Annotated in this window: 19 protein-coding genes; 8 read left to right on the top strand and 11 right to left on the bottom strand. The window is 68.8% G+C overall.

Annotated elements, in window-relative coordinates:
* Positions 1-25: 25 nt before the first annotated feature.
* From ACWMMN_RS25040 to ACWMMN_RS25015, 6 genes are all read left to right on the top strand, one after another.
* Positions 26-943 (top strand): LysR family transcriptional regulator, encoded by a 918-nt coding sequence (locus ACWMMN_RS25040; RefSeq protein WP_486423259.1) that lies wholly within the window; start codon positions 26-28, stop codon positions 941-943.
* A gap of 122 nt (positions 944-1065) precedes the next feature.
* Complete coding sequence (locus ACWMMN_RS25035) at positions 1066-1815, top strand: SDR family oxidoreductase (protein ID WP_059240688.1); 750 nt, start codon at positions 1066-1068, stop codon at positions 1813-1815.
* 568 nt (positions 1816-2383) lie between these two features.
* Positions 2384-3070: a type 1 glutamine amidotransferase domain-containing protein gene (locus ACWMMN_RS25030; protein WP_059240687.1), complete on the top strand. Its 687-nt coding sequence runs from the start codon at positions 2384-2386 to the stop codon at positions 3068-3070.
* Between the two features lie 140 nt (positions 3071-3210).
* Positions 3211-4320, top strand: coding sequence for an NADH:flavin oxidoreductase/NADH oxidase (locus tag ACWMMN_RS25025; protein WP_059240686.1), 1110 nt, complete (start codon positions 3211-3213; stop codon positions 4318-4320).
* Positions 4321-4458: 138 nt separating this feature from the next.
* Positions 4459-5529 carry an AI-2E family transporter gene (locus tag ACWMMN_RS25020; RefSeq protein ID WP_059240685.1) on the top strand — a complete coding sequence of 357 codons (1071 nt, stop codon included), beginning with the start codon at positions 4459-4461 and terminating at the stop codon, positions 5527-5529.
* Positions 5530-5752: 223 nt separating this feature from the next.
* On the top strand, positions 5753-6127 hold the full coding sequence (locus tag ACWMMN_RS25015) for a hypothetical protein (RefSeq protein WP_059241002.1): 375 nt from the start codon (positions 5753-5755) through the stop codon (positions 6125-6127).
* A gap of 42 nt (positions 6128-6169) precedes the next feature.
* Here the strand turns inward: ACWMMN_RS25015 and ACWMMN_RS25010 are convergent, their stop codons facing one another.
* On the bottom strand, positions 6170-6964 hold the full coding sequence (locus tag ACWMMN_RS25010) for an SDR family NAD(P)-dependent oxidoreductase (RefSeq protein ID WP_059240684.1): 795 nt from the start codon (positions 6962-6964) through the stop codon (positions 6170-6172).
* A 217-nt stretch (positions 6965-7181) separates the two neighbouring features.
* On the opposite strand from ACWMMN_RS25010, the gene ACWMMN_RS25005 reads away from it, so the two are divergent.
* Positions 7182-8027, top strand: a complete 846-nt coding sequence (locus ACWMMN_RS25005) for an AraC family transcriptional regulator (RefSeq protein ID WP_059240683.1) — start codon at positions 7182-7184, stop codon at positions 8025-8027.
* A 15-nt stretch (positions 8028-8042) separates the two neighbouring features.
* Here ACWMMN_RS25005 and ACWMMN_RS25000 read toward each other — a convergent pair whose 3' ends face one another.
* The 7 genes from ACWMMN_RS25000 to ACWMMN_RS24970 all read right to left on the bottom strand — a co-directional run bounded on the left by ACWMMN_RS25000 (position 8043) and on the right by ACWMMN_RS24970 (position 17784).
* Complete coding sequence (locus ACWMMN_RS25000) at positions 8043-8630, bottom strand: LysE family translocator (protein ID WP_059240682.1); 588 nt, start codon at positions 8628-8630, stop codon at positions 8043-8045.
* Between the two features lie 99 nt (positions 8631-8729).
* Positions 8730-10187: a heavy metal sensor histidine kinase gene (locus ACWMMN_RS24995; protein ID WP_059240681.1), complete on the bottom strand. Its 1458-nt coding sequence runs from the start codon at positions 10185-10187 to the stop codon at positions 8730-8732.
* Complete coding sequence (locus ACWMMN_RS24990; RefSeq protein ID WP_009688307.1) at positions 10184-10879, bottom strand: heavy metal response regulator transcription factor; 696 nt, start codon at positions 10877-10879, stop codon at positions 10184-10186. The genes ACWMMN_RS24995 and ACWMMN_RS24990 overlap by 4 nt, the downstream gene beginning before the upstream one ends.
* 22 nt (positions 10880-10901) lie before the next feature.
* Positions 10902-12404 (bottom strand): efflux transporter outer membrane subunit, encoded by a 1503-nt coding sequence (locus tag ACWMMN_RS24985; protein WP_486424097.1) that lies wholly within the window; start codon positions 12402-12404, stop codon positions 10902-10904.
* A gap of 5 nt (positions 12405-12409) precedes the next feature.
* Positions 12410-13639, bottom strand: coding sequence for an efflux RND transporter periplasmic adaptor subunit (locus ACWMMN_RS24980; protein WP_059240680.1), 1230 nt, complete (start codon positions 13637-13639; stop codon positions 12410-12412).
* A gap of 36 nt (positions 13640-13675) precedes the next feature.
* Positions 13676-16843 carry an efflux RND transporter permease subunit gene (locus ACWMMN_RS24975; RefSeq protein ID WP_059240679.1) on the bottom strand — a complete coding sequence of 1056 codons (3168 nt, stop codon included), beginning with the start codon at positions 16841-16843 and terminating at the stop codon, positions 13676-13678.
* A gap of 185 nt (positions 16844-17028) precedes the next feature.
* Entirely contained in the window at positions 17029-17784 is a 756-nt protein-coding gene (locus ACWMMN_RS24970) for a Crp/Fnr family transcriptional regulator (RefSeq protein ID WP_256086436.1), read from the bottom strand.
* A gap of 168 nt (positions 17785-17952) precedes the next feature.
* Between ACWMMN_RS24970 and ACWMMN_RS24965 the strand changes: the two genes are divergently transcribed.
* On the top strand, positions 17953-19605 hold the full coding sequence (locus ACWMMN_RS24965) for an acyl-CoA synthetase (RefSeq protein ID WP_059240677.1): 1653 nt from the start codon (positions 17953-17955) through the stop codon (positions 19603-19605).
* 37 nt (positions 19606-19642) lie between these two features.
* Here ACWMMN_RS24965 and ACWMMN_RS24960 read toward each other — a convergent pair whose 3' ends face one another.
* From ACWMMN_RS24960 to kch, 3 genes are all read right to left on the bottom strand, one after another.
* A complete protein-coding gene (locus tag ACWMMN_RS24960; RefSeq protein WP_059240676.1) occupies positions 19643-21625 on the bottom strand; it encodes a methyl-accepting chemotaxis protein in 1983 nt (660 codons plus the stop codon).
* 140 nt (positions 21626-21765) lie between these two features.
* A complete protein-coding gene (locus ACWMMN_RS24955; RefSeq protein WP_340625012.1) occupies positions 21766-22197 on the bottom strand; it encodes a YqaA family protein in 432 nt (143 codons plus the stop codon).
* 71 nt (positions 22198-22268) lie between these two features.
* Positions 22269-23444 carry a voltage-gated potassium channel protein gene (gene kch, locus ACWMMN_RS24950; protein ID WP_486423258.1) on the bottom strand — a complete coding sequence of 392 codons (1176 nt, stop codon included), beginning with the start codon at positions 23442-23444 and terminating at the stop codon, positions 22269-22271.
* Between the last annotated feature and the right edge of the window lie 119 nt (positions 23445-23563).

Genomic DNA, 23563 nt, shown 5'->3' with positions numbered 1-23563 from the left:
GACAACCTCACCCCGGAGCGACCTCATGCTGTCCGAAGACGAACTGGCGCTGCTCGATGCGATCCGTGCCACCGGCAGCCTGTCGCGTGCGGCCGCGCGGCTCGGCAAGGCGCCGTCGACGGTGTCGCACGCGGCGCGCCAGCTCGAGACGCGGTTCGACGCGCTCCTGTTCGACCGGCGCGGCTACCGGTTGCAGCTCACGCCGGCCGGGCACGTGCTGGCCGACGAGGCGGTGCGATTGGCGCTGGACGTCGCGCGGCTCACGCAGCGTGTGCGGCAGGTCGCGAGCGGCTGGGAGGACCGGCTGTGGATCGTCAGCGACGAGGTTCTGGAGTTCGATACGCTGCTGCCGGTCGTCCGCGCATTCGACGCGCTCGATTCGGGCGTGTCGCTGCGTTTCACGCACGAGGTGCTCGGCGGCACCTGGGAAGCGCTGCGCGACGGCCGCGCGGATCTGGTCGTCGGCGCGACCAACGAGCCGCCGGCGATTCCGGGCTTCAAGTGGTTCGAGCTCGGCGCGATGGAGTGGGTGTTCGCGGTGTCGCCGCGCCATCCGCTGGCATCCGCGAGCGGCGTGCTGACGCGCGACGCGATCGGCGCGCATCGCGCGGTCGTCGTCGCCGATTCGTCGCGGCGGGCGGCCGGCCGTGCGTACGGGCTGCTCGGCGGGCAGCCCGTGCTCGCGGTGCCGTCGATGCGCGCGAAGATCCTCGCGCAGCGCGACGCACTCGGCGTCGGCTGGGTGCCGCGCCGGCGCGTGACGTCGTTGCTCGCGCGCGGTGATCTGGTCGAGAAGCAGACGGCCGATCCACGCGAGCCGAACCTGCTGTATGTCGCGTGGCACGGTGACCGCGACGGCCGTGCGCTGCAATGGTGGCTCGAGCAACTGCACGAGCCGAGACTCGCGCAGCGGCTGCTGGACGGGATCGACGTGACCGGCTGAATCGGCGCGCCCAAACATGTTCGATGTTTTCGAACATGTCCGTCGCGCCCGTCGTACGGCACGGCCGGGCGCCGCGCGCATCCTGTGTTCACGGTCAACTCACCGGTTCACAGGAGAACATCATGCAACGCTTCGAAGGAAAAACGGTCCTCGTCACGGGCGGCAACAGCGGCATCGGCCTGGCAGCCGCCCGGGCATTCGCGGCTGAAGGTGCGCGGGTCATCATCACCGGACGCGACATCGAGATGCTGGAAGCCGCCCGGCAAACGCTCGGCGAAGGTGCGCTGGCGATTCGCAACGACGCCGGCAGCGTCGCGTCGGCCCGCGCGCTGGCGGACGCGATCGCGACGGCCGGCGCACGGCTCGACGCCGTGTTCATCAACGCGGGCGTCGCGAAACTCGCGCCGTTCGCCGACAGCGACGAGGCCATGTGGGACCTCGTGTTCAACACCAACGTGAAGGGCGCGTATTTCCAGATCCAGTCGCTCGTGCCGCTGCTGAACCGCGGCGCGTCGATCGTGATCAACGGCTCGATCAACGCGCACATCGGGATGCCCGGCTCGTCGGTGTATGCGGCGAGCAAGGCGGCGGTCAATTCGTTCGCGAAGACGCTGTCGACGGAGCTGCTGCCGCATGGCGTGCGCGTGAACGTCGTCAGCCCGGGGCCGGTGCAGACGCCGCTGTACGGCAAGCTCGGGCTCGATGCAGCGACGCTCGACGAGACGGCGGACAAGATCAAGGGCCTCGTCCCGGTCGGCCGCTTCGGCACGCCGGAAGAAATCGCGTCGACGGTGCTGCACCTGAGCGCGGCGGAATCGGCGTTCATCGTCGGCGCAGAAATCATCGCGTCGGGCGGAATGGGGTTGCTCTGATCCGCGACACGGACGGGGCCGTCACCGGGCGATGCAACTCCCCGGGCGGACGGTCCCCGTCATCTGCCGGACGGGAGCGTGCGAACCGCGCCTGTCGGGACGCACAGGCGCCCGCCATCGAGGCACGCGACACCGACGGCCCGCTGCACGGCCAGCCGGCGCGGGAGCGCGGCGGAATCGGCCGCGAACGTTGCCGGGCGGTGTCCCGCGTTCCGCGCGGGTCGACGAAAAGGCCATGACGCCGGCAGGGGCGAATGCCCGTTGCGCTAGACGACCGGTCTAATTCGACGCTATCATCCGTCCCGTGAATGCGACGACGTATTCGGGCCCGGACAGCCAAGACGCGAAAATGCCATGTCGCGCTGCGATGCTGTCCAGGCAGCGAGACGCCGTCGTTTTATTTGGTTTGCTCCTAGACGACTGGTCTAATAGGTGCGGAGGGCATTCGACTCGATGAATCGCACGTTGACGCGCCAGCGCTGACTAACCGACAGGCGTGCCGCGCCGACCGGCCGACTCCGGTTGCGCGGCCCCGTTCCCCCGTTCAATTTCGAAGGAGTGTCCGATCATGAAGATTCTGGTTGTCCTGACCTCGCACGACACGCTCGGCGACACCGGCAAGAAGACCGGCTTCTGGCTCGAGGAACTGGCCGCGCCGTACTACACGTTCAAGGATGCGGGCGTCGAGCTGACGCTCGCGTCGCCGAAGGGCGGCCAGCCGCCGCTCGACCCGAAAAGCAGCGATCCGTCTGCGCAGACCGATGCGACGCGCCGCTTCGACGCGGATGCGGCGGCCAAGGCCGAACTTGCGTCGACGCACAAGCTGACCGACGTGTCGGTGGACGACTACGACGCCGTGTTCTACCCGGGCGGCCACGGCCCGTTGTGGGATCTCGCCGAGGATCTGCATTCGATCGGCCTGATCGAGCGTGCGCTCGCGGCCGGCAAGCCGGTCGCGACCGTCTGCCATGCGCCGGGCGTGCTGCGGCACGTGAAGAACCCGCAGACCGGCGAGTCGGTCGTGCGCGGCAAGCGCGTGACGGGCTTCACCAACAGCGAGGAAGCCGCGGTCGAGCTGACCGAAGTCGTGCCGTTCCTCGTCGAGGACATGCTGAAGACCAACGGCGCGGAATTCGAGCGCAGCGCCGACTGGGCGCCGCATGTCGTCACCGACGGTCTGCTGATCACCGGGCAGAACCCCGCGTCGTCGGAGCCCGCCGCCGAGGCGCTGCTCGCGAAGCTCGGCCGCCGGTAATGCATGACGCCGGCCGGGCCGGCGCCGTTTCCCCTCCGTCGCCGGGCGCAACCGGCCCGCCGACGGCCCGAATCGTTGCGTCGCGCGCACCGCGCGCCGCATTTCCAGCCGTTTTGCAGAACCAAGCAAAGGAGTCGTGGATGTCTGCCCTGTTCGAACCGTTCAAACTCAAGGATGTCACGCTGCGCAACCGCATCGCGGTGCCGCCGATGTGCCAGTACGTCGCCGAAGACGGTGTCGTCAACGACTGGCATCACGTGCATCTGGCCGGCATCGCACGGGGCGGCGCGGGCCTCGTGATCGCCGAGGCGACGGCCGTGTCGCCGGAAGGACGCATCACGCCGGGCTGCGCCGGGCTGTGGAACGATGCGCAGGCCGAAGCGTTCGCGCCGTCGGTCGCGGCGATCAAGGCGGCGGGCTCGGTGCCCGGCATTCAGCTCGCACACGCGGGCCGCAAGGCGAGCGCGAACCGGCCGTGGGAAGGCGACGACCATATCGCCGACGGCGACCCGCACGGCTGGCCGACCATCGCGCCGTCGGCCGTACCGTTCGGTGCGCACCTGCCGAAGGTGCCGCGTGAAATGACGCACGACGACATCGCCCGCGTGCAGGCCGACTTCGTCGCATCGGCGAAGCGTGCGCGAGACCTCGGCTTCGAGTGGCTCGAACTGCATTTCGCACACGGCTATCTCGGCCAGAGCTTCTTCTCGGTGCATTCGAACCAACGCACCGACGAATACGGCGGTTCGGCCGAAAACCGCGGCCGCTTCCTCGTCGACACGCTCGCGGCCGTCCGCAAGGTCTGGCCCGAACATCTGCCGCTGACCGCGCGCCTGGGCGTGATCGAATACGACGGCCGCGACGAAGAGACGCTCGCGGAATCGATCGCGTTGACGCAGCGGATGAAGCAGGAAGGGCTCGACATGCTGAGCGTGTCGGTCGGCTTCTCGACGCCCGCCGCCCAGATTCCGTGGGGGCCGGCCTTCCTCGCGCCGATCGCCGAGCGCGTGCGCCGCGAGGCCGGGCTGCCGGTGTCGTCCGCGTGGGGGATCGACACGCCGCAGCTGGCGAACCGCGTGGTCGCCGAAGCGCAGCTCGATCTCGTGATGGTGGGCCGCGCGCACCTGGCCGATCCGCACTGGCCGTACTACGCAGCGAAGCAGCTCGGCGTCGAACGCCCGTCGTGGACGCTGCCTGCGCCGTACGCGCACTGGCTCGAGCGTTACCGGATCGCCGACAAGGTGGCCTGAGCGGCGCATCGACGGAGCGCCGGGGCGGCCCGCGTGTCACGCGTGTCGCCGCCGATCCGGCGCCGATGGATAGAATGGCGGTTCGTGCCGGCCGGATGCCTGCGCGAACCGCCATTTTTCCATTTCGACAGAGGTGCCATGGGCGCACATGTCCCGTCGTCTCACGATTCCGCCACGCGGCCGCGCGTGCAGCAGATCGCCCGCGTCGCGCTGTATGCGGCGCTGCTGGTGCTCGCGCTGTGGGTGATCCGCGATTTCCTTCCTGCCATCGCGTGGGCCTGCGTGATCGCCATCGCGATGTGGCCGCTGCTGAAGCGCTTCGAATCGCACCGGCTGTTCCGTGACCGGCCGACGCTGATCGCGACCGTCATCACCGCAGGGATTTCGCTGCTCGTCGTGCTGCCGGTGGCGGTCGCGGCGACCCAGGCGATCGCGCAGGCGCATGACCTGCGCGAGTGGCTGCGCACGATCCAGGACAACGGCATCCCGTTGCCGGATGTGGTCAGCCGGTTGCCGTACGGCGCGGCGCAGATCACCGAATGGTGGCAGGCCAATCTCGGCCATCCGCTGCACGCAGCCAGCGCGATGCACGGCGTCAACGGCGAGAAGTTCATCGCGTTCGGCCGGCAGTTCGGCACGAAGCTCGCGCACGGGCTGCTCGAATTCGGTTTCATGCTCGTTACGCTGTTCGTGATCCTGCGTGCCGGCCACAAGCTGTCGGGGGCGTTGCTGCAGGGGGCGCGGCGCGCGTTCGGGCGCAACGGCGCGGAACTGATCGAGCGCATGGTCGCGGCCGTATTCGGCACGGTGACGGGGCTCGTCGTCGTCGGGCTCGGCGAGGGCGCGCTGCTCGGCGTCGCCTATGCGCTCGCGGGCGTTCCGCACGCGGCGCTGCTCGGCCTCGTCACGGCGGTCGCCGCGATGCTGCCGTTCTGCGCGCCGGTCGTGTTCTGCGGTGCGGCGCTCTGGCTGTTCGTACAGGGGGCGACCATGTGGGCCGTCGTGGTGGCGGCGCTCGGGTTCATCGTCGTGTTCATCGCCGAGCATTTCGTGCGGCCGGTGCTGATCGGCAGTTCGGCGCGGCTGCCGTTCCTGCTCGTGCTGTTCGGCATCCTCGGCGGCGCCGAGACGTTCGGCCTGATCGGGCTGTTCGTCGGCCCGGCGCTGATGACGGTGCTCACGATGCTGTGGGCCGAATGGATCGCCTGAAGAGGCAGGCCGTCGCGCCGCTTTGACGAAGCGGCGCGGCAGGATCGATGCGTGTACGCGCATCGATCCTGCCGGAACGGTCGGTCGCGATCCGGTTTGCGCGAAAGCCGGCAATGCAGGAATTCGTATACGGTTCTCTATATTTCTTTTCGATCCGGACCCAAAGGTCTAGTAGCATGGGGCTTTCGATCACGCCGGCATGGCGCAGCAGATTTTCCCAAGCATGCGATTGATTCCGATGTCCCGTCCCGCGGCAACGCTGTCCCTGGCCGCCAGTTGCCTGATGTTGCACGGCTGCGCGTGGTTCGACTCGTGGCTGCCGTTTTCGTATTCGCGCACGCCGCTTGCACGGGCCGCGTCGCGGCACGGCGCGACGCGCGCCGACGTCGTCCGCGCCGCCGGCAACCCGCGCAGCGTCTGGATGGTCCGCAACGGCAGCGGCGTCTGCTACAACTACTTCATCGAGCACGGCAACGATCACCGGTCGTACTTCGTCGTCTTCGACAAGGCCGGCGTCGTCACGCAGTACGGCTTCGATTCCTGCATGGACGCCGACCGCAAGGGCACGCTCCAGCCGGGCAAGGCCGCCTCGCGCTAGCGCGGCGGCGCGCGCCGCCCCCGCGCAACGCGCCGGCTGGCGTCATGCGATCGTGTCGAGCACGCCGCCGTCGGCGCGCAGCGCGGCGCCCGTCGTCGCCGAAGCCAGCGGCGAACACACGTACACGACCAGGTTCGCGATTTCCTCGGGCAACGCCGGCCGCTGGATGATCGAGGTCGCCCGCTCGGTGCGCACGAAATCGACCGCGACGTCGTCGATGCTGCGGCCCGTTTCGTCGGCCTGCGCCTTCAGCATCGCGCGCACGCCTTCCGACATCGTCGGCCCCGGCAGCACCGAGTTGACGGTCACGTTCGTGCCGGCCGCGAGCTTCGCGAGGCCGCGCGCGATCGATAACTGCGCGGTTTTCGTGAACCCGTAATGAATCATGTCGACCGGGATGTTCAGGCCCGATTCCGACGAAATGAACACGATGCGACCGGCATTGCGTTCGATCATCCCTTTCAGGTAATGCCGCGCGAGCCGCACGCCGGACATCACGTTCATCTGGAAATAATGTTCCCATTCTGCGTCGTCGATGTCGAAGAACGCCTTCAGGCCGTAGATGCCCGCGTTGTTGACGAGGATGTCGGCATCGGGCGTGTGCTGCGTGACGCGCGCGACGCCGGCTGCGTCGGACAGGTCGGCGGCGACCCCGTCGAAGCTTGCGCCGGGCACGGCGTCGCGCAGTTTCGCGAGCGCGGACTGCACCGACGCGTCGCTGCGGCCGTTGACGACGACGCGCGCGCCGGCTTGGGCGAGCCCTTCGGCGATCGCGAGCCCGATGCCGGCGGTGGAGGCGGTGACGACCGCGGTCTTGCCTTTCAGATCGATTTGCATGTGCGTGACGGGGGAAGGGTGAACGGGACCCGGCGCGCGTGCCGCGGCGGCCGGAACTCAAAGCTTAGGCGAAACGGCGCGGTCCGGTGTCGAAGCCGGCGGTCCGGCGGTCCGGCGGTTCGGCGGTTCGGCGATCCGGCGATCCGGCGATCCGGTTGCGCGGCGTCGCACAGTCTTGTACGGTGAGCGTTCGCCGTCCGAACCGGGAGCCCGCCGCGTGAGCCGTACCGCCAACCGATCCATCGACCCGTCGCCGTTCTGGCGCGACGCCGCGCTGCCGTTCATCGAGGCGCGCACGGTCGATGACGGGCGCGAGATCTGTTACGCGAAGCACACGCACGACACGTTTTCGGTGGGCGCGATCGTCGGCGGTACCAGCACCTACATGAACGGTGCGACGAACGAACAGGTCGGGCGCGGCGTGCTCGTGATCATCGATCCGGAACAGGTGCATGCGTGCAACCCGTACGGCCCCGATGCGTGGGCGTACCGGATGGTCTATGTCGACGTGCCGTGGCTCGCGCGGCTGCAGCATTCGCTGGGCGACGATCCGAACACGGATTTTCGCGGCTTTTCACCGAAGTTGACCGAGCGGGGCGACCTGTTCGCGCAATTTGGCGGTTTCTACCGCACACTCGTGTCGCCTGCCGCCGAGCCGCTGGGAAAGGAGAGCGCGGCCGTCGAATTCTTCACCGCGCTGCACGGCGCGCTCGATCGCGAGCTGCCCGACCCGCGGCCAGGCGACGACAACGCCAAACTCGCGCGCGCGGCCGACTACATCGCCGCGCATTGCCGCGAGGGCGTCACGCTCGATGCGATCTGTGCGGCGGCCGACCTGTCGCCGTCCTACCTGATCCGCGCTTTCAACGCGCGCTACGGGATGACGCCGCATGCATTCCTGATCGATCGCCGCGTGCAGTACGGCCGTACCGAGCTGCGTCGCGGCCGGCCGATCGCCGAAGTCGCGCTCGATGCCGGCTTTGCGGACCAGGCGCATTTCCAGCGCGCATTCCGGCGGATTGCCGCCGCGACGCCCGGGCAATACCGCAGCGCGATGCGCTGAGTTGCGCGGCTGCAGCTACACGTCGAGCAGAAACAGCGCGCTGCCCGCGAGCAGCAATGCCATCAGCCGGTTGAATACGCGCATGCGCCGTGCGTTCGCGAGCCGGTGCCGCAGCGACGCGCCCGCATACGCCCAGCAGGCGATCGACGCGAAGCAGATCACCAGATACAGCGCGGCGAATTGCCAGACCTGCGCGCGGTCGCCATCGGCCGCATACGCGCCCATCGCGGCCACGCACGCGAGCCACGCCTTCGGGTTGAGCCACTGCATCGCTGCGCCGGCCGCCGCCGACGGGCCGGCCACGTCCGGATCGGCTGACAGCCGGCCGTCGTCGAGCGCGAGCCGCAGCGCCATGTATAGCAGGAATGCGATCCCGGCCCATTGCGTGGCGGTCGTCAGCACGGGCCAGCGCGCGAGCGCCGCGTGCAGGCCGAGGCCGATCAGCAGAAAGAGCGCGACGAAGCCCAGCGTCGCGCCGGCCGCGTAGCGCAGGCTCGCGCCGAGCCCGTGGCGGGCGCCCGCGCTGAGCGCGACGATGTTGACGGGACCGGGGGTGATCGAAGAGGCGAGCGCGAACGCGGCCATCGAAACCAGCATGCTCATCAGGGGTCTCCATGCGAAATGTCGAAAGTCGCATCGAGACTACGGGAGCCGTTTCGGCCCGTATTGAAGAAAACTGCCCTCGGCGGCGTGTGGCCGCCGTCAGTGCAGGGCGCGCGGCGCGTGGGCCGGCCGCGCATCGTGCGCATCGGCCGGACCGGCTGCGTCGGCCGGGCGCAGCGGGCCGCCCGAGCAGGGTTGCGTCGACACCGAGAAGCCGAACGTATTGACGCCGCCCGCGCACGCGACGAACACGCCGCCGCCGTGCATCTCGGCCACGGCCTTGACGATCGACAGGCCGAGCCCGTGGTTCTCCTTGCTGTTCGCGCGTGCTTCCTCGAGCCGGTAGAAGCGCTCGAACACGTGCGAGCGCTGTACCGGGTCGATCGGTTCGCCGGGGTTCGACACGGCCATGTCGATGAGCGTGTCGCGGCGCGTGATCGTTACGTTCAGCGTCGCGCCGGGTGCCGAATGCTGGATCGCGTTGATCAGCAGGTTCGTCATCGCGCGGCGGAACAGCGACGGATCGACGGCCGCGCGCGCATCGCCGTGCAGTTCGGCGTGCAACTGCGCCTCGTCGAGCGGGATTTCGAGGAAGTCGAGCATGCGCCGCACCTCGTCGGCGAGCGACACGTCCTTCAGGTCGGTCGCGCGTTCGCCGCGGTCGCTGCGCGACAGGAACAGCATGTCGTTGATGATCACGCGCAGCCGCTCGAATTCCTCGAGGTTCGACTGCAGCGTCTGGCGCATCCGGTCGACCGAGCGGTCGCGACTCGTCAGCGCGACCTGGGTCTGGCCGATCAGGATGCTGATCGGCGTGCGCAGCTCGTGCGCGACGTCCGCGTTGAACGCTTCGAGCCGCGCGTAGGTTTGCTGGATGCGTTCGAGCGCGCCGTTGAACGACGTCGCGAGATCGCGCAGCTCGGTCGGCAGCGCATCGGTCTGCAGCCGCTGGCGGCGGTTCGTCGCGCTGACGCTCGCCGCGTCCTGCGACAGCCGGTCGAGCGGCGCGAGCCCGAAGCGCGCGACCGCGCGGCTCAACAGCAGCGTGATGACGGTGGCCGTCGCGATCAGCGCGGCGAGCGTCCAGCCGAAGCGGCGCAGCATCCGCTGCGTCCGCTCGCACGACGTCGCGACGACCAGTTGCAGCGTCGGCCGTTCGCCGGCGCCGGCCAGCGTGATGGTCTTCGTCATCACCGCGTAGCTGCTGTCGTTGAGTTCGTAGCGCTGGAATGCGCCGAACGGCGGGTCGAGCGGCACGCCGTTGACGGGGTTGCCGAAGCGGAACGCCGGGTTGTCGCTGATGATCTGGTAGTGCGTCGAGCCGTCGGGCGGTTCGAGATCGGCGAGTTTTTCCTGCATCAGTCGGCCGCGTGCAGCCGTGGTCGCGTGCGACACGATCATCTCGGCGACCTTCGCGCGCGTGTCGATCGTCGCGCGCAACTCGGCGAACAGCTGGCGCTCCATCATCACGAACAGCCCGCAGCCGACCAGCGTGAACACGAGCAGCGACACGATGCCGAACATCGCCGAGAGCCGCAGGATGATCGAGCGTTTCATGCCCGCCGCTCCGTGTCGCCGTCTTCGCGCGCCTCGAGCACGTAGCCCATGCCGCGGATCGTGTGCAGCAGCTTGTCCGCGAACGGGCCGTCGAGTTTTGCGCGCAGGCGCTTGATCGCCGTCTCGACGACGTTCGCGTTGCTGTCGAAGTTTACGTCCCACACGAGTTCGGCGATCGTCGTCTTCGACAGCACTTCGCCGCTGCGCCGCGCGAGCACGCCGAGCAGCTGGAATTCCTGCGCGGTCAGGTCGAGCCGCGTGCCGTCGCGCGTCGCGCGGCGGCCGATCAGGTCGACGCGCAGGTCGCCGATCGAGATCAGCGTCGATTCCTGCACGCGTGCGCGGCGCGTGAGCGCGCGCAGCCGTTCGATCAGTTCGAGGAACGAGAACGGTTTGGTCAGGTAGTCGTCGGCGCCGCCGCGCAGCCCGCGCACGCGATCGTCGACACGGTCGCGCGCGGTCAGCATGATGACGGGCGTCTGCTTCTGCGCGCGCAACGCGCGCAGCACGCCGAAGCCGTCGAGCTTCGGCAGCATCACGTCGAGCACGACCACGTCGTAGTCGAATTCGACGGCTTTCCATGCGCCGTCCTCGCCGTCGAGCGCGGTATCGACGACCCAGCCTTCCTCGGTCAGGCCGCTCTTCAGGTATTCGACGACTTTCGGTTCGTCTTCGACGATCAGCACTTTCATGTTCGTATTCCGCGTAACCGGGTTAAGGGCCGACGCCCGCGGTGCGCTGCGGGCCTGCCGCCGCGACGTCGGACGGCGCGGGGCCGTTCGTCGCAGCGCCGTCCCAGCCGCCGCCGAGGGCCTTCGCGAGAAACACGACAAGCGCCGCGCGCTGGCCCTGGATCTGCACGGCCTGGCGCTCGCTCGTCAGCAGTTGCTGCTGGGCCGTCAGCACGTCGATGAACGGCGTCAGGCCGCCCGCGTAGCGGTCCTGCGCGAGCGATACGAGCTTGCGCGCGTCGTCGACGGCCGCCGATGCCTGCTGCGCGGCTTCGGCGAGGACCGACAGGCCCGTGACCGCATTTTGCACCTCCTGGAACGCGGTGAGCACGGTCTGCCGGTAGCTGGCCTGCGCGGCAACGTAGCCGGCCTGCGCGAAATCGACGCCGGCCTTCAGCTTGCCGCCTTCGAACAGCGGCTGGCTGAGCGACCCGCCGATCGACCACAGCAGCGCCGGCACGGTGAACAGGCCCGCAAAACGCGTCGCATCCCAGCCGATGTCGGGCGACAGCGTGATGCGCGGGAAATACGCGGCGCGCGCGACGCCGATCTGCGCATTCGCGGCGGCCATCGCGCGTTCGGCCGATGCGACGTCGGGCCGCCGCTGCAGCAGGTCGCTCGGCATGCCGGTCGGCAGCGCCGGCGCATTGATCGGCACCACGCGCGGCGGCAGCGAGAATCCGGGGGCCGGCGTGCCGACCAGCGTCGCGATCGCGGTTTCGACCTGCACGCGCTGCTGGAGCAGCAACTGCGCCTGCGTGCGCGTCGCGTCGAGTTGCGAACGTTGCTGCAGCAGATCGAGGCCCGACACCGCGCCGAGGTCGTGGCGCGCGCTCACGTAGTCGAGCGCCTTCTGCTGCAGGTCGATCGAGCGCTTGACGACGTCGATTTCGCTGTCGAGCTCGCGCAGCGCGAAATAGCTCGATGCGAGATCGGCGGTCAGCACGAGGCGCGCGTTCGCGAAATCGTCGCGCGCCTGCTCGGTGGTCGCCTGCGCGGATTCGACGCTGCGCCGCACGCGGCCGAACAGGTCGAGCTCGTAGCTGACGGCGGCGCCGACCTGGATGTCGTTCTGCACGGTCGACATGCTTTGCGTCGCGTAATTGGTCTGCGGCCGGTCGGCAGAGATCTTGAAGCGCTGACCGCTCGCGTTCAGGCCCACCGCCGGATACTGCGCGGACGCGACCGACGCGAGCGTCGCCTTCGCCTGGTCGTAGCGCGCGGTCACCGCCTTCAGGTTCTGGTTGTTGCGCAGTGCATCGGCTTCCAGCGCGTCGAGCTGTGGGTCGCCGAACGCGCTCCACCATGCCGGATCGAGCGGCGCACGGGCGGGCGCGGCCGGGTGCCAGTACGCATCGGCCGGATCGAGCCGCCACGCGGCCGGCGTGTCGACGGCCGGGCGCTGGTAGTCCGGGCCGACGGCGCAGCCGGCGAGGGCCGCTGCCGCGACGGCGGCGAGCGCCACGGGCCGCACGCGGGCGCGCATCGCGATCACGACTTGGCTCCCGCGACGGAAGAGGCGGGTTGTGCCGGCGGCGCCTGCACGACCACCTTGTCGCCGTTCGCGAGCGCGTCGCTCGGGTTCGCGACGAGGCGATCGTTCGGCGTGAGCGGGCCGTCGACTTCGAGCGTCTGGCCGATCGTGCGCACGACCGTCACCTGCTTCAGATGGACCAGCCCGTTCGCATCGACGGTCGCGACGGTCGGGCCTTCACCGCGGAACAGCAGCGTATTGGCCGGCACCTGCAGGCGGCCGATCGGCGTCATCGGCAGCGTGGCCTGCACGTAAGCGCCGGGCAGCAGCCGGCCGTCCGGGTTCGGCAGCGTGATCTCGCTCTGCAGCGAGCGCGTCGCGACGTCGATCGCCTCGGACGTGCGCGTGATCGTGCCGTCGAAGGTCCGGCCCGGCAGCTCGGCCTGCGCGACGCTCACGTGCTGGCCGACCTTCACCTGCTGCGCGTAGGCCTGCGGCACCTGCACGTACAGGCGCAGCCGGTCGGCCTGCACGACCGTGAACAGCGAGCGGCCCGCGTTGCCGGAGCTGACGAGATCGCCGACGTCGACGTTGCGCTGCGTGACGATCCCGTCGATCGGCGCGACGATCCGCTGGAACCCCTTCAGCTCGGTGAGCCGGCGCATGTTCGCATCGGCCGCGGCGAGGTTCGCGGTGCCCTGGTTGAACGCGCCTTGCCGGTCGTCGAGTTCCTGCTGCGACACGGCATCGCGCTGGCGCAGTTGCTGTGCGCGGTCGAACGACGTCTTCGCGAGCGCGAGCGCGGCCTGCGCCTGCTGGCGTTGCGCGGTGGCCTGCGCAAGTTCCTGGTTCAGCTCGGGCGTGTCGAGTTCGGCGAGCGTTTGCCCCTGCTTCACGTGCGCGCCGATGTCGGCCTGCCAGCGCAGCACGTAGCCGCTCGCCCGCGCGTAGATCGGCGCCTCCACGAAGCCGCGCAGCGTGCCGGGCAGCGTCAGCTTGCCGCCGGTCGCCGCGTCGACCGGATGCACGACGCTCACGTACTGGCGCGTGTTCTGCTCGGCGACCGCGTCGAGCCGGTTGCGGTTCAGCACGTTGACGACGATCGTGCGCGCGGCACCGGCGGCCAGTAGCACGCCGATCACGATCAGGACGATGCGCCCGCGCCGCGACACCGACGTGCGCGTCGGCAGGTGCATGCCGTGTTCGTCCACCTGGATGCCGACGGAGCTGTGATGTTTCTCTTCCATGAATTCAACCAATTCAACCGGGTAGTGGGGCGAAAGTCAGTGTCCGGCCCGGCGCGCGCGCCGGCGGGCCAGCCGCGCATGCACGCCGCCGAACACGAGCGGCACGAACAGCAACGTCGAAACGGTCGCGAACAGCAGCCCGCCGATCACCGCGCGGCCGAGCGGCGCGTTCTGCTCGGCGCCTTCGCCGAGACCGAGCGCCATCGGCACCATCCCGATGATCATCGCGAGCGCCGTCATCAGCACCGGCCGGATCCGCGTCGCGCCGGCTTCCAGCGCGGCGGTCAGCGGCGGCGCGCCGGCCGCGAGGCGCTGGCGCGCGAACGACACGACCAGAATGCTGTTCGCGGTCGCGACGCCGACCGTCATGATCGCGCCGGTCAGCGCGGGCACGCTCAGGTGCGTGCCGGTGATGAACAGCATCCATGCGATGCCGGCGAGCGCGGCCGGCATCGCGCTGATGATGATCAGCGGGTCGAGCCACGACTGGAAATTGACGACGATCAGCAGGTAGACGAGCACGATCGCCATCGCGACGCCCGCGCCGAGGCCGATATACGACGTGCGCATCGTCTCGATCTGGCCGCGCATCGTCAGGTCGGTGCCGCGCGGCAGCGTCGCGCGCGCGTCGGACACGATGCGGTCGATCTCGCCCGCGACCGCGCCGAGGTCGCGCCCCTCGACGCTCACGTACACGTCGATCGCCGGGCGGATGTTGTAGTGCGTGATCACCGCCGGGCTGGAGACGCTGCGCATCTGCACCAGGTTGCCAAGCAGCTGCAGCGGCATGCCCGCGCGGCCGCTCGCCGAGATCGGCGTGCCGAGCAGGTCGTCGACCGACGAGATGTTGTATTGCGGGGTCTGGATCTGCAGCGGGTACTGGACGCCGGTGCGCGGGTTGATCCAGAACGACGGCGTCGTCTGCGAACTGCCGGACAGCGAGATCAGCATGTTCTGCGCGACGTTCTGCGCGGAGAGGTTGAGCTGCTGCATGCGCGTACGATCCATGTCGGCCAGCAGGGTCGGCTCGTCGTTGCGTTGCAGCACGTGCACGTCGACGGCGCCGGGGATTTGCCTGAACTTTTTCATCAGGCTGCTCGCGATAGTCATGTTACTCGCGAGATCGTTGCCGAGCACCTGCACGTCGATGGCGGCCGGCTGGCCGAAGTTGAGGATCTGCGTGATGATGTCCGACGGCTGGAAGAAGAACTCGACGCCCGGGAAGCGCTGGGGCAGCAGCGCGCGCAGCGTCTGCACGTAGTGCTGGGTCGCGCGGTGGCCGGGCTTCAGCGCGATCAGCAGCTCGCCGTCGAGCGTGCCGATCGTGCCGGCGTTGCTGTACGACAGGTTGATGCCGCTCACCGGCAGGCCGAGGTTGTCGACGATCGCGCCGAGCTCGTCGGGCGGCACGGTTTCGCGGATCACGCGTTCGACCTGATCGGCGAGGCGAGCGGTTTCCTCGATCCGGAAGCCGGTCGGCGCGCGCATGTGCAGCCGGATGTTGCCGGAATCGGCGTTCGGGAAGAAGTCGCGGCCGAGCACGAATACCAGGCCCGTCGACAGCACGCAGAAGCCGAGGAAGCACATCGCGTAGAAGCGGCGGCGCACGAGCAGGATGCTGAGCAGCACGATGTACCACGCACGCAGCCGCTCGAACGCGTTGTTGAACGCGTGATGGAGGCGCGCGAACCGCGACGTCGAATGGTCGGGGCCGGTGCTCGCCTGCTGCGGGCGGAACAGCAGCATCGCGAGCGTCGGCACCAGCGTGCGCGACAGCACGTACGACGCGAGCATCGCGAACACGACGGCTTCCGCGAGCGGCACGAACAGGAAGCGCGCGACGCCCGTCAGGAAGAACATCGGCACGAACACGATGCAGATGCACAGCGTCGACACGAACGCGGGCACCGCGATCTCGCCGGCGCCTTCGAGGATCGCGTCGTGCAGATTGGTGCCGAGATGCAGGTGCCGCTCGATGTTCTCGATCGTGACGGTCGCATCGTCCACCAGGATCCCGACCGCGAGCGCGAGCCCGCCGAGCGTCATGATGTTGATCGTCTCCCCGAGCGCGGACAGCGCGATCAGCGACGTGAAGATCGACAGCGGGATCGAGATCGCGATGATCAGCGTGCTGCGCCAGTTGCCGAGGAACAGCAGGATCATCATCGCGGTCAGCACCGCGGCGATCAGCGCTTCGTGGATCACGCCCTGGACGGCCGCGTCGACGAATACCGACTGGTCGAACAGCGGCGTGATCGTGAGTCCTTCGGGCAGCGTCGGGATCACCTTCGGCAGCAGCGCCTTCAGGTCGGACACGACCTTGAGCGTCGATGCATCGCCGCTTTTCAGGATCGAGATGAGCACGCCGCGCTGGCCGTTCTGGCGCACGACGTTGGTCTGCGGCGCGAAGCCGTCGCGTACCGACGCCACCTCGCGCAGGTAGGTCGTCGCGCCGTTGACGGTCTGGATCGGCAGGTCGTTGATGTCGGCGATCGTGTCGGCCGACGCGTTCGTGTCGATCCGGTATTCGGTCTGGCCCATCTTCGCGGTGCCGGTCGGCAGCACGAGGTTCTGCGCGTTGATCGAGTTGACGATGTCGGCCGGCGTGAGGCCCTTCGCGAGCAGCGCCTGCGGATCGAGGTCGATCGCGACCACGCGCGTGCGGCCACCGTACGGGAACGGGATCTGCACGCCCGGCACCGTGATCAGTTGCGGCCGCAGGAAGTTGAGCGCGATGTCGGCGAGCGACTGTTCGCTGAGCGTCTTGCTCGACAGCCCGAGCTGGATCACCGGGATGCTCGACGCCGAATAGGTGATCACGAGCGGCGGCGTCGCGCCCTGGGGCATCTGCCGCACGATCGCCTGCGCGGACGAGACCGTCTGCGCGATCGCCGTCTGCACGTTCGCGCCCGGCTGCAGGAACACCTTCACGACCGCGATGCCGGGCAACGACGTCGATTCGACGTGCTGGATGTTGTTGACGGTCGTCGTCAGGATCCGCTCATGGACGGACGTGATCCGGCTGGTCATCTCCGTCGCGGAGAAGCCGTTGTAATTCCAGATCACGCTGATCACGGGGATGTTGATCGCGGGCAGCACGTCGACCGGTGTGCGCATCAGCGCAAGCGGCGTGGCCAGCACGATCATGATGGCCATGACGATGAACGTGTAGGGGCGCTTGAGCGCGAGATTGACGATCCACATGGAGGCAGCGGGACAGGCGGTGATCAGGCGTCGGTGAAGGGAACCCGAATGATAGGCGTCGGCGTGGAACGGGTTACTGTCGCGAAACTGGCGGAACTGTCAGGTTGGGGGCGCGAGCGGCTCGCCGATTCTGCAGACGGAATGCACGCGTCGCGATGGCGACGGTTTCGCTGATCGCGCTGCGTTCAAAGCTGCTCCATCCCGAAGCGTGCGAGCGCCGCCAGATCGACGACCTCGATCTGGTTGTACGCGAGCCGCAACGCACCGAGCTTCTCGAGCTGCTGCAACGCCTGGTTGATCCGCTGCCGCGATACGCCGACGAGCATGCCCAGTTCCTCCTGCGAGATCGACAACGACGGGCCGGTATCCGGGTACAGGTCGGGATTGAAGAGCTGCGCGAGCGCCTGCGCGACGCGCGCGTCGACGTCGAGCAGCCGGCTGTTCTGGATCGACGCGATGAATTCGCCCATCCGGTTGTTCAGCTGGTGGATCACGAAACGCGTGAACGGCAGGCTGGTATCGAGCAGCGCATGGAAGGTGTCGACCGGCACGAACAGCACGGTCGAGCGCTGGATCGCGACGACCTCGTACTTGCGCAGCTCGCGCTTGATCACGCTGCCTTCGCCGAACCAGCCGCCCGACGGCACGCCGGAAAACGTGCAGCCGCGGCCCGATACGTTGAAGATCGCGAGCTTCAGCAACCCCTGGTGCACGCCGATCCAGTATTCGGACGGCGCGAGCCGGTGTGCGATCACGTCGCCGGCCTCGCATTGCTCGACGTGCGACTGCGCGAGCACGAGCGCCTGGTGTTCGGGCGCGAGCGTGCGGAACCATGCGCACTGGCCGAACAGCGTCGACGGCGGCGCAAGCGGGCCGGGTTCCGGAAGCGTATCGGCCGGGTGGGCGGCCGCGTCGGGCGGCGCAACGTGTTGGTCGTGCATGGGTGCGGGTTTGCGAGGATAGGGATAACGCGCAACGCTCGAAAGGCACTCTGTCGTTTCGATGACAGACGGCTCACAATAGCGCCCGTTAGGCTGTCGGCAATTGAACCACATCAAAACGATCCGGGGTGGATGCACGCCGGTCGACAGGACACGGGAGACAGGATCATGACGCAGATGTTCGAGGCCGGACTCGGCCGCCGCGACGCCAATTACGTGCCGCTCACCCCGATCGACTTCCTGGTCCGGACGGCCGAAGTCTACGGGGCGCGCCTTGCGATCGTGCACGGCGACGTGCGGCGCACGTGGGGCGAGACCTACACGCGTTCGAAGCAGCTGGCGAGCGCGCTCGCGCAGGCTGGCGTCGGCCGCGGCGACACCGTCGCGGCGATGCTGCCGAACATCCCGGCGATGGTCGAGGCGCACTTCGGCGTGCCGATGGCCGGGGCGGTGCTGAACACGATCAACACGCGCCTCGACGTATCGTCGGTGCTGTTCATGCTCCGTCACGGCGAGGCGAAGGTGCTGATCGTCGACACCGAATACGCGGAATTCGCGCATCGCGCGGCGCTCGAGGTGCCGGGCCTGAAGATCGTCAGCGTGGCCGATGCGATGCCGGCCGACCCCGACCGGTTCGCGGGCGCGACCGACTATGAGGCGTTCCTGGCGGGGGGCGACGCCGACTACGCATGGACGCCGCCCGCCGACGAATGGGATGCGATCGCGCTGAACTACACGTCCGGCACGACCGGCGATCCGAAGGGCGTCGTCTACCACCATCGCGGCGCGTATCTCGCGGCGATCAGCAACCTCCTCGAATGGGACATGCCGAAGCACGCGGTGTATCTGTGGACGCTGCCGATGTTCCACTGCAACGGCTGGTGCTTCCCGTGGGCCGTCGCGGCGCGCGCGGGCGTGAACGTGTGCCTGCGCAGGTTCGACGCGAAGACCGTGTTCGACCTGATCCGCCGCGAACGCATCACGCATTATTGCGGCGCGCCGATCGTGCAGAGCGCGATCGCGAACGCGCCGGCCGAATTCCGTGAAGGAATCGACCATACGGTGCACGCGATGGTCGCGGGTGCGGCGCCCGCGCCGGCCGTGATCGCGAAGATGAAGGAGATCGGTTTCGACCTGCTGCACGTGTACGGGTTGACCGAGGTGTATGGCCCGGCGACCGTCTGCGCGAAGCAGGCGCACTGGGAAGCCGTGTCCGACGAGGAACGCGCGCGGCTGAATGCGCGGCAGGGCGTGCGTTACCACCTCGAAGCAGGCGCGACGGTGCTCGATCCCGACACGATGGCGCCGGTGCCGGCCGACGGCGAGACGCTCGGCGAGATCATGTTCCGCGGCAACATCTGCATGAAGGGCTACCTGAAGAACCCGAAGGCGACCGACGATGCGTTCCACGGCGGCTGGTTCCATACCGGCGATCTCGCGGTGCTGATGCCGGATGGCTATATCCGGATCAAGGATCGCAAGAAGGACATCATCATCTCGGGCGGCGAGAACATTTCGAGCATCGAGGTCGAGGACGCGCTGTACCGCCATCCGGCAGTCGCCGTCGCGGCCGTCGTCGCGATGCCCGACCCGAAATGGGGCGAGGTGCCGTGCGCGTTCGTCGAGCTGCGCGAAGGCGCGAGCGCGACCGAGGAGGAGATCGTCGCGCACTGCCGGCAACTGCTCGCGGGCTTCAAGGTGCCGAAGGCCGTGCGCTTCGGCGAGCTGCCGAAGACGTCGACCGGCAAGATCCAGAAGTTCCAGCTGCGCAATGCGGTCGGCTCCGACAAGGCGATCGACCTGGCGGGCGACAAGAAGTAGGCGAGGCGCCCGGCCCTGGTCGATCATCCGTCGTCCGTTACGCGTCGCGGCCGAGCCGGAACACGCTGACCGCGTCCGACAGCTGCGCGGCCTGGTCGCGCAGCGCGACGGCCGCGCGTTCGGCATCCGAGATCAGCGTCGCATTCTGCTGCGTCGCGTTGCCGATCTGCGTGACGGCCAGGTTCACCTGCTCGATGCCGGTCGATTGCTCGCGGGATGCGGCGCTGATCTCGCCGATCAGCGTGCGGACCTGGTCGACTCGCGCGACGATGTCGCGCATCGTGCCGCGCGCGGCGTCCGCGATCCGGTAACCCTGTTCGACGGTCGTCGACGATTCGGCGCTCAGCGCGTCGATCTCCTTGACCGCGGCCGCGCTGCGCTGCGCGAGCGCGCGCACTTCGGCCGCGACCACCGCGAAGCCCTTGCCGTGCTCGCCCGCGCGGGCGGCCTCGACGGCCGCGTTCAGCGCGAGGATGTTGGTCTGGAACGCGATGCCTTCGATCGCGCCGGTGATCTCGGCGATCCGGCGCGTCGCGCGGCCGATGTCGTCCATCGTCGCGACCACGCGCTGCACCGCGGCGTCGCCGTTCGTCGCGGCGGCCGACGCGTCCGCCACCAGCGCATTGGCCTGCGCCGCATGCTCGGCGTTCTGCTGCACGGCGGCGGTGATCTGTTCCATGCTGGCCGCCGTCTGTTCGACGCTGCTCGCCTGCGTTGCGATCCGTGCGGCGATGTCGCCGCTGCCGGCCGCGATGTCGACCGTGCCGCGCGCGATGTCGGCCGAGCTGTTGCGCACCTGCGCGACGATCCGCGCGAGGCCGTCGCCGATTCCGTCGACCGCCTGCACGAGCCGGCCGATTTCGTCGTGGCCGGCGCCGCCGTGCGCATCCGCGCCGTCGCGGATGCGCACGCTGAGATCGCCCGCCGCATAGCGTTCGGAGGCCCGGGCCGCGGCATCGAGCGGCCGGCTCACGACGCGGCGCACCACGATGACGAACAGCGTCGCGAACGCCGCGACGAGCACGGCGCCGATCATCAGGAAGTGGTTGCGCGTGGCGCGCATGGACGCGAGCAGTTCGTCGTCGAGCGCGATGCCGCCGACGAGCCATTGCCACTGCGGAATCGTCGTGAACGACACGAATTTGGCGGTCGCCCGGACGTCGTGCGCGGCCGGGTCGGTCGACGTGTAGGCGAGCCGGCCCTCGCCGGCGGCGAGCATGCGCGCGTACGGTGCGCGCGCGTCGTCGGCAGGCTGGCCGGCCGCGTCGGGATGCACGACGAAGGTGCCGCGCGCCGGGCCCTGCGACGCATCGAGCACGAAGTAGTACCCGTTGTCGCCGATCTTCAGCGAACGGATGCCGTCTTCGACGAGCTTGAGCTCGGCGCCGATGTCGAGGCCGACGAACAGCGCGCCGATCACGCGGCCGGTCGCATCGGTCACCGGCTTGTACTGCGTGATGTACGGCCGGCCGAACAGCTTCGCGAGGCCCGTGTAGCTGCGCCCGGCGACGAGCGGCGCGTACGCGGGGCCGGCGCGGTCGAGCTTCGTGCCGACTGCGCGCGCGCCGTCCTGCTTTTTCAGCGACGTCGTGATGCGCACGAATTCGTCGCCGTCGCGCGCGAAGATCGTCGCGATCGCGCCGCTTTTCTTCAGGAACTGGTCGGGAATCGAGTAATCGAGGTCGAGCGGCTGGCCGCCCGCATAGAGGGTTGGCGCGGCGACGCCGCCGATGTCGACGGTGCGCGCCGGGTCGAGCGAGAAATCGGCCGGCAGAAAGCTCGCGAACAGCGACATCGAACGGTCGGCTTCGGTGGACAGCGCCTTGTCGAACAGGTCGACCATCGCGCGGATCGACCGTTCCTTGTCGACGATCCGCATGTGTGCTTCTTCGGCGAGCTGTTGGCCGGCGAAATGAGCGAGCGTCCACGCGAACACGGTGAACAGCAGGGCGACCAGCGCGCACGCCAGCGCGGCCAGACGCGCGCCGACGCTCACCCGGCCCAATTGGGGCAATCTCATGAAACATCCTGAGTGGGGAGGGAGAGGGGGCGGAACGCACGCGTCACCGCTTGGGTTCCGTTAATACGGCAACTTCGGCGATTTCTTTAGGGCGCGTCGTCGATGGCGGCCCGGGCGGGCGGAGGGCGGGGCAGCGAAAGTCAGTGCGTCACGAGCCACGCGATAACCAGGTAACGGCCGACCTTCGCGATCGTCACGATGACGAGAAAGGTCGGCAGCGGCTCGCGCAGCACGCCGGCGATCATCGTCAGCGGATCGCCGATCACCGGCGCCCAGCTCAGCAACAGCGACCAGCGGCCGTAGCGCCCATACCAGCGCTCGGCGCGCGCGAGCGCGGCCGGTTTGACCGGGAACCAGCGGCGGTCGCGGAAGTGCTCGATGCCGCGCCCGAGCGCCCAGTTGATCGCCGAGCCGGCGACGTTGCCGATGCTCGCGACGAGCACCAGCGCCCACACGGGTTCGCGCCCGGCGAGCAGCAGGCCGGCGAGCACGGCCTCGGACTGGAGCGGAAACAGGGTCGCGGCGACCATCGACACGGCGAACAGGCCGCCGTAAGTGAGCAATTCGGACATCGCGCGATTGTACCGGCCGCACGCGGGCCGGCCCGGGTCATACGGTCACAGGCGCGCGGCGCCCGCCGGCGTCACGCGGCGTCGGCCGTGCCGAACAGCAGATGCGAGATCACCGACTTGTCGACCGGCTCGTCGTTGAGCGTGCTGGCGAGCAGTTCGCCCGCGAGCTGCTGCGGCGAGAACACCATGTCGGGTTTCAGCAGGCGCAGCCGTTCGAGGTTGCGCTGCTGGTTCACGAGCGCGACCGTGCGCACCGTCGGCGCGATCTCGCGGATCGCGAGGATGATGAATGCGTTTTCGGCGTCGTCGGAGCGCAGCGCCAGCACCGCGCGCGCGGTCGCCGCGCCGGCGCTGTCCAGCACCGCATGGTCGGTCGCGTCACCGACGATCAGATCGGTCGAGGCCGCATAGTTGTGCTCGACACCGGCCGGCACGATCACGGTCACCGCGTAGCCGCGCTTGCGCAGCCCGTCGTGGACCGCGTGCGCAACCGGCGTCGCGCCGACGATCAGGAAATGATGCTTGCGGATCACGTTCGAAAGGCCTCCCTTGACGATCCGTTTCAGATTGCCGCCGATCACGGGGCCGACGACCGCGCTGATCGACGTCGCGAACACCGTGATGCCGAGCACGATCACCGACGCGGTGAACAGGCGCGCGGTCGGCACGTGCGGGACGATGTCGCCGTAGCCGACCGTCGACATCGACACGATCGAGAAATAGACGGCGGTGGCGAGATCGTGGACCGGCGGCGTGAATTCGTCGCCGAGGTACAGCACGCCGAAGGTCGCGTAGATCAGCAGCGACACGATGCTCAGCAACGCGAACAGGCTGCTCGCGGCGACGCTCGCGCGGTCGAAGTGCCGCCAGTAATAGAGCAGCGCGACGACCAGCACGGCCGTGTAGACGAACACGGCGTGGCTTTGATAGCCGCCGAGCACGCTGATCGCGGCGGCCGCGACCAGCAGCACGATCGACAGCACCCACGCGACGCGGGCGCGCAGCACGATGCCGATGGCCATCGTCGCGAGGCCGGCCGCGACGACGACTTGCGGCAGCACGACGAGCCCCGCGTTGTCGACGAGGTTCAACGCATCGGCGAGCCATGCATGGTGCAGGCCGAGCCTGGCACGTGCGACGACGGGGCGCAGCACCATGAACGCATCGAGCGCGAGAAGGAGGGCGAGATACCAGTGCAGGCCGATCGGCGCGAACAGGCGCCGCAGGCGGGTAGTCACGTGCTTCATTCAGTCGCCCGGCGGGCCGGGCATGTCCAACGAACCAGCCGCTACCCTAAAGCATTCGGCGATCGGCTGCTTTTTCGCGGGGCCCGGCGGCCGCCGCGACGAAGCCGGCAGGCCCGGCC

The organism is Burkholderia cepacia complex sp. TUM26381, assembly GCF_057439935.1.
The sequence above is the reverse complement of the archived record's forward strand: the minus strand, read 5'-3'. Positions and strand labels throughout refer to the sequence as shown.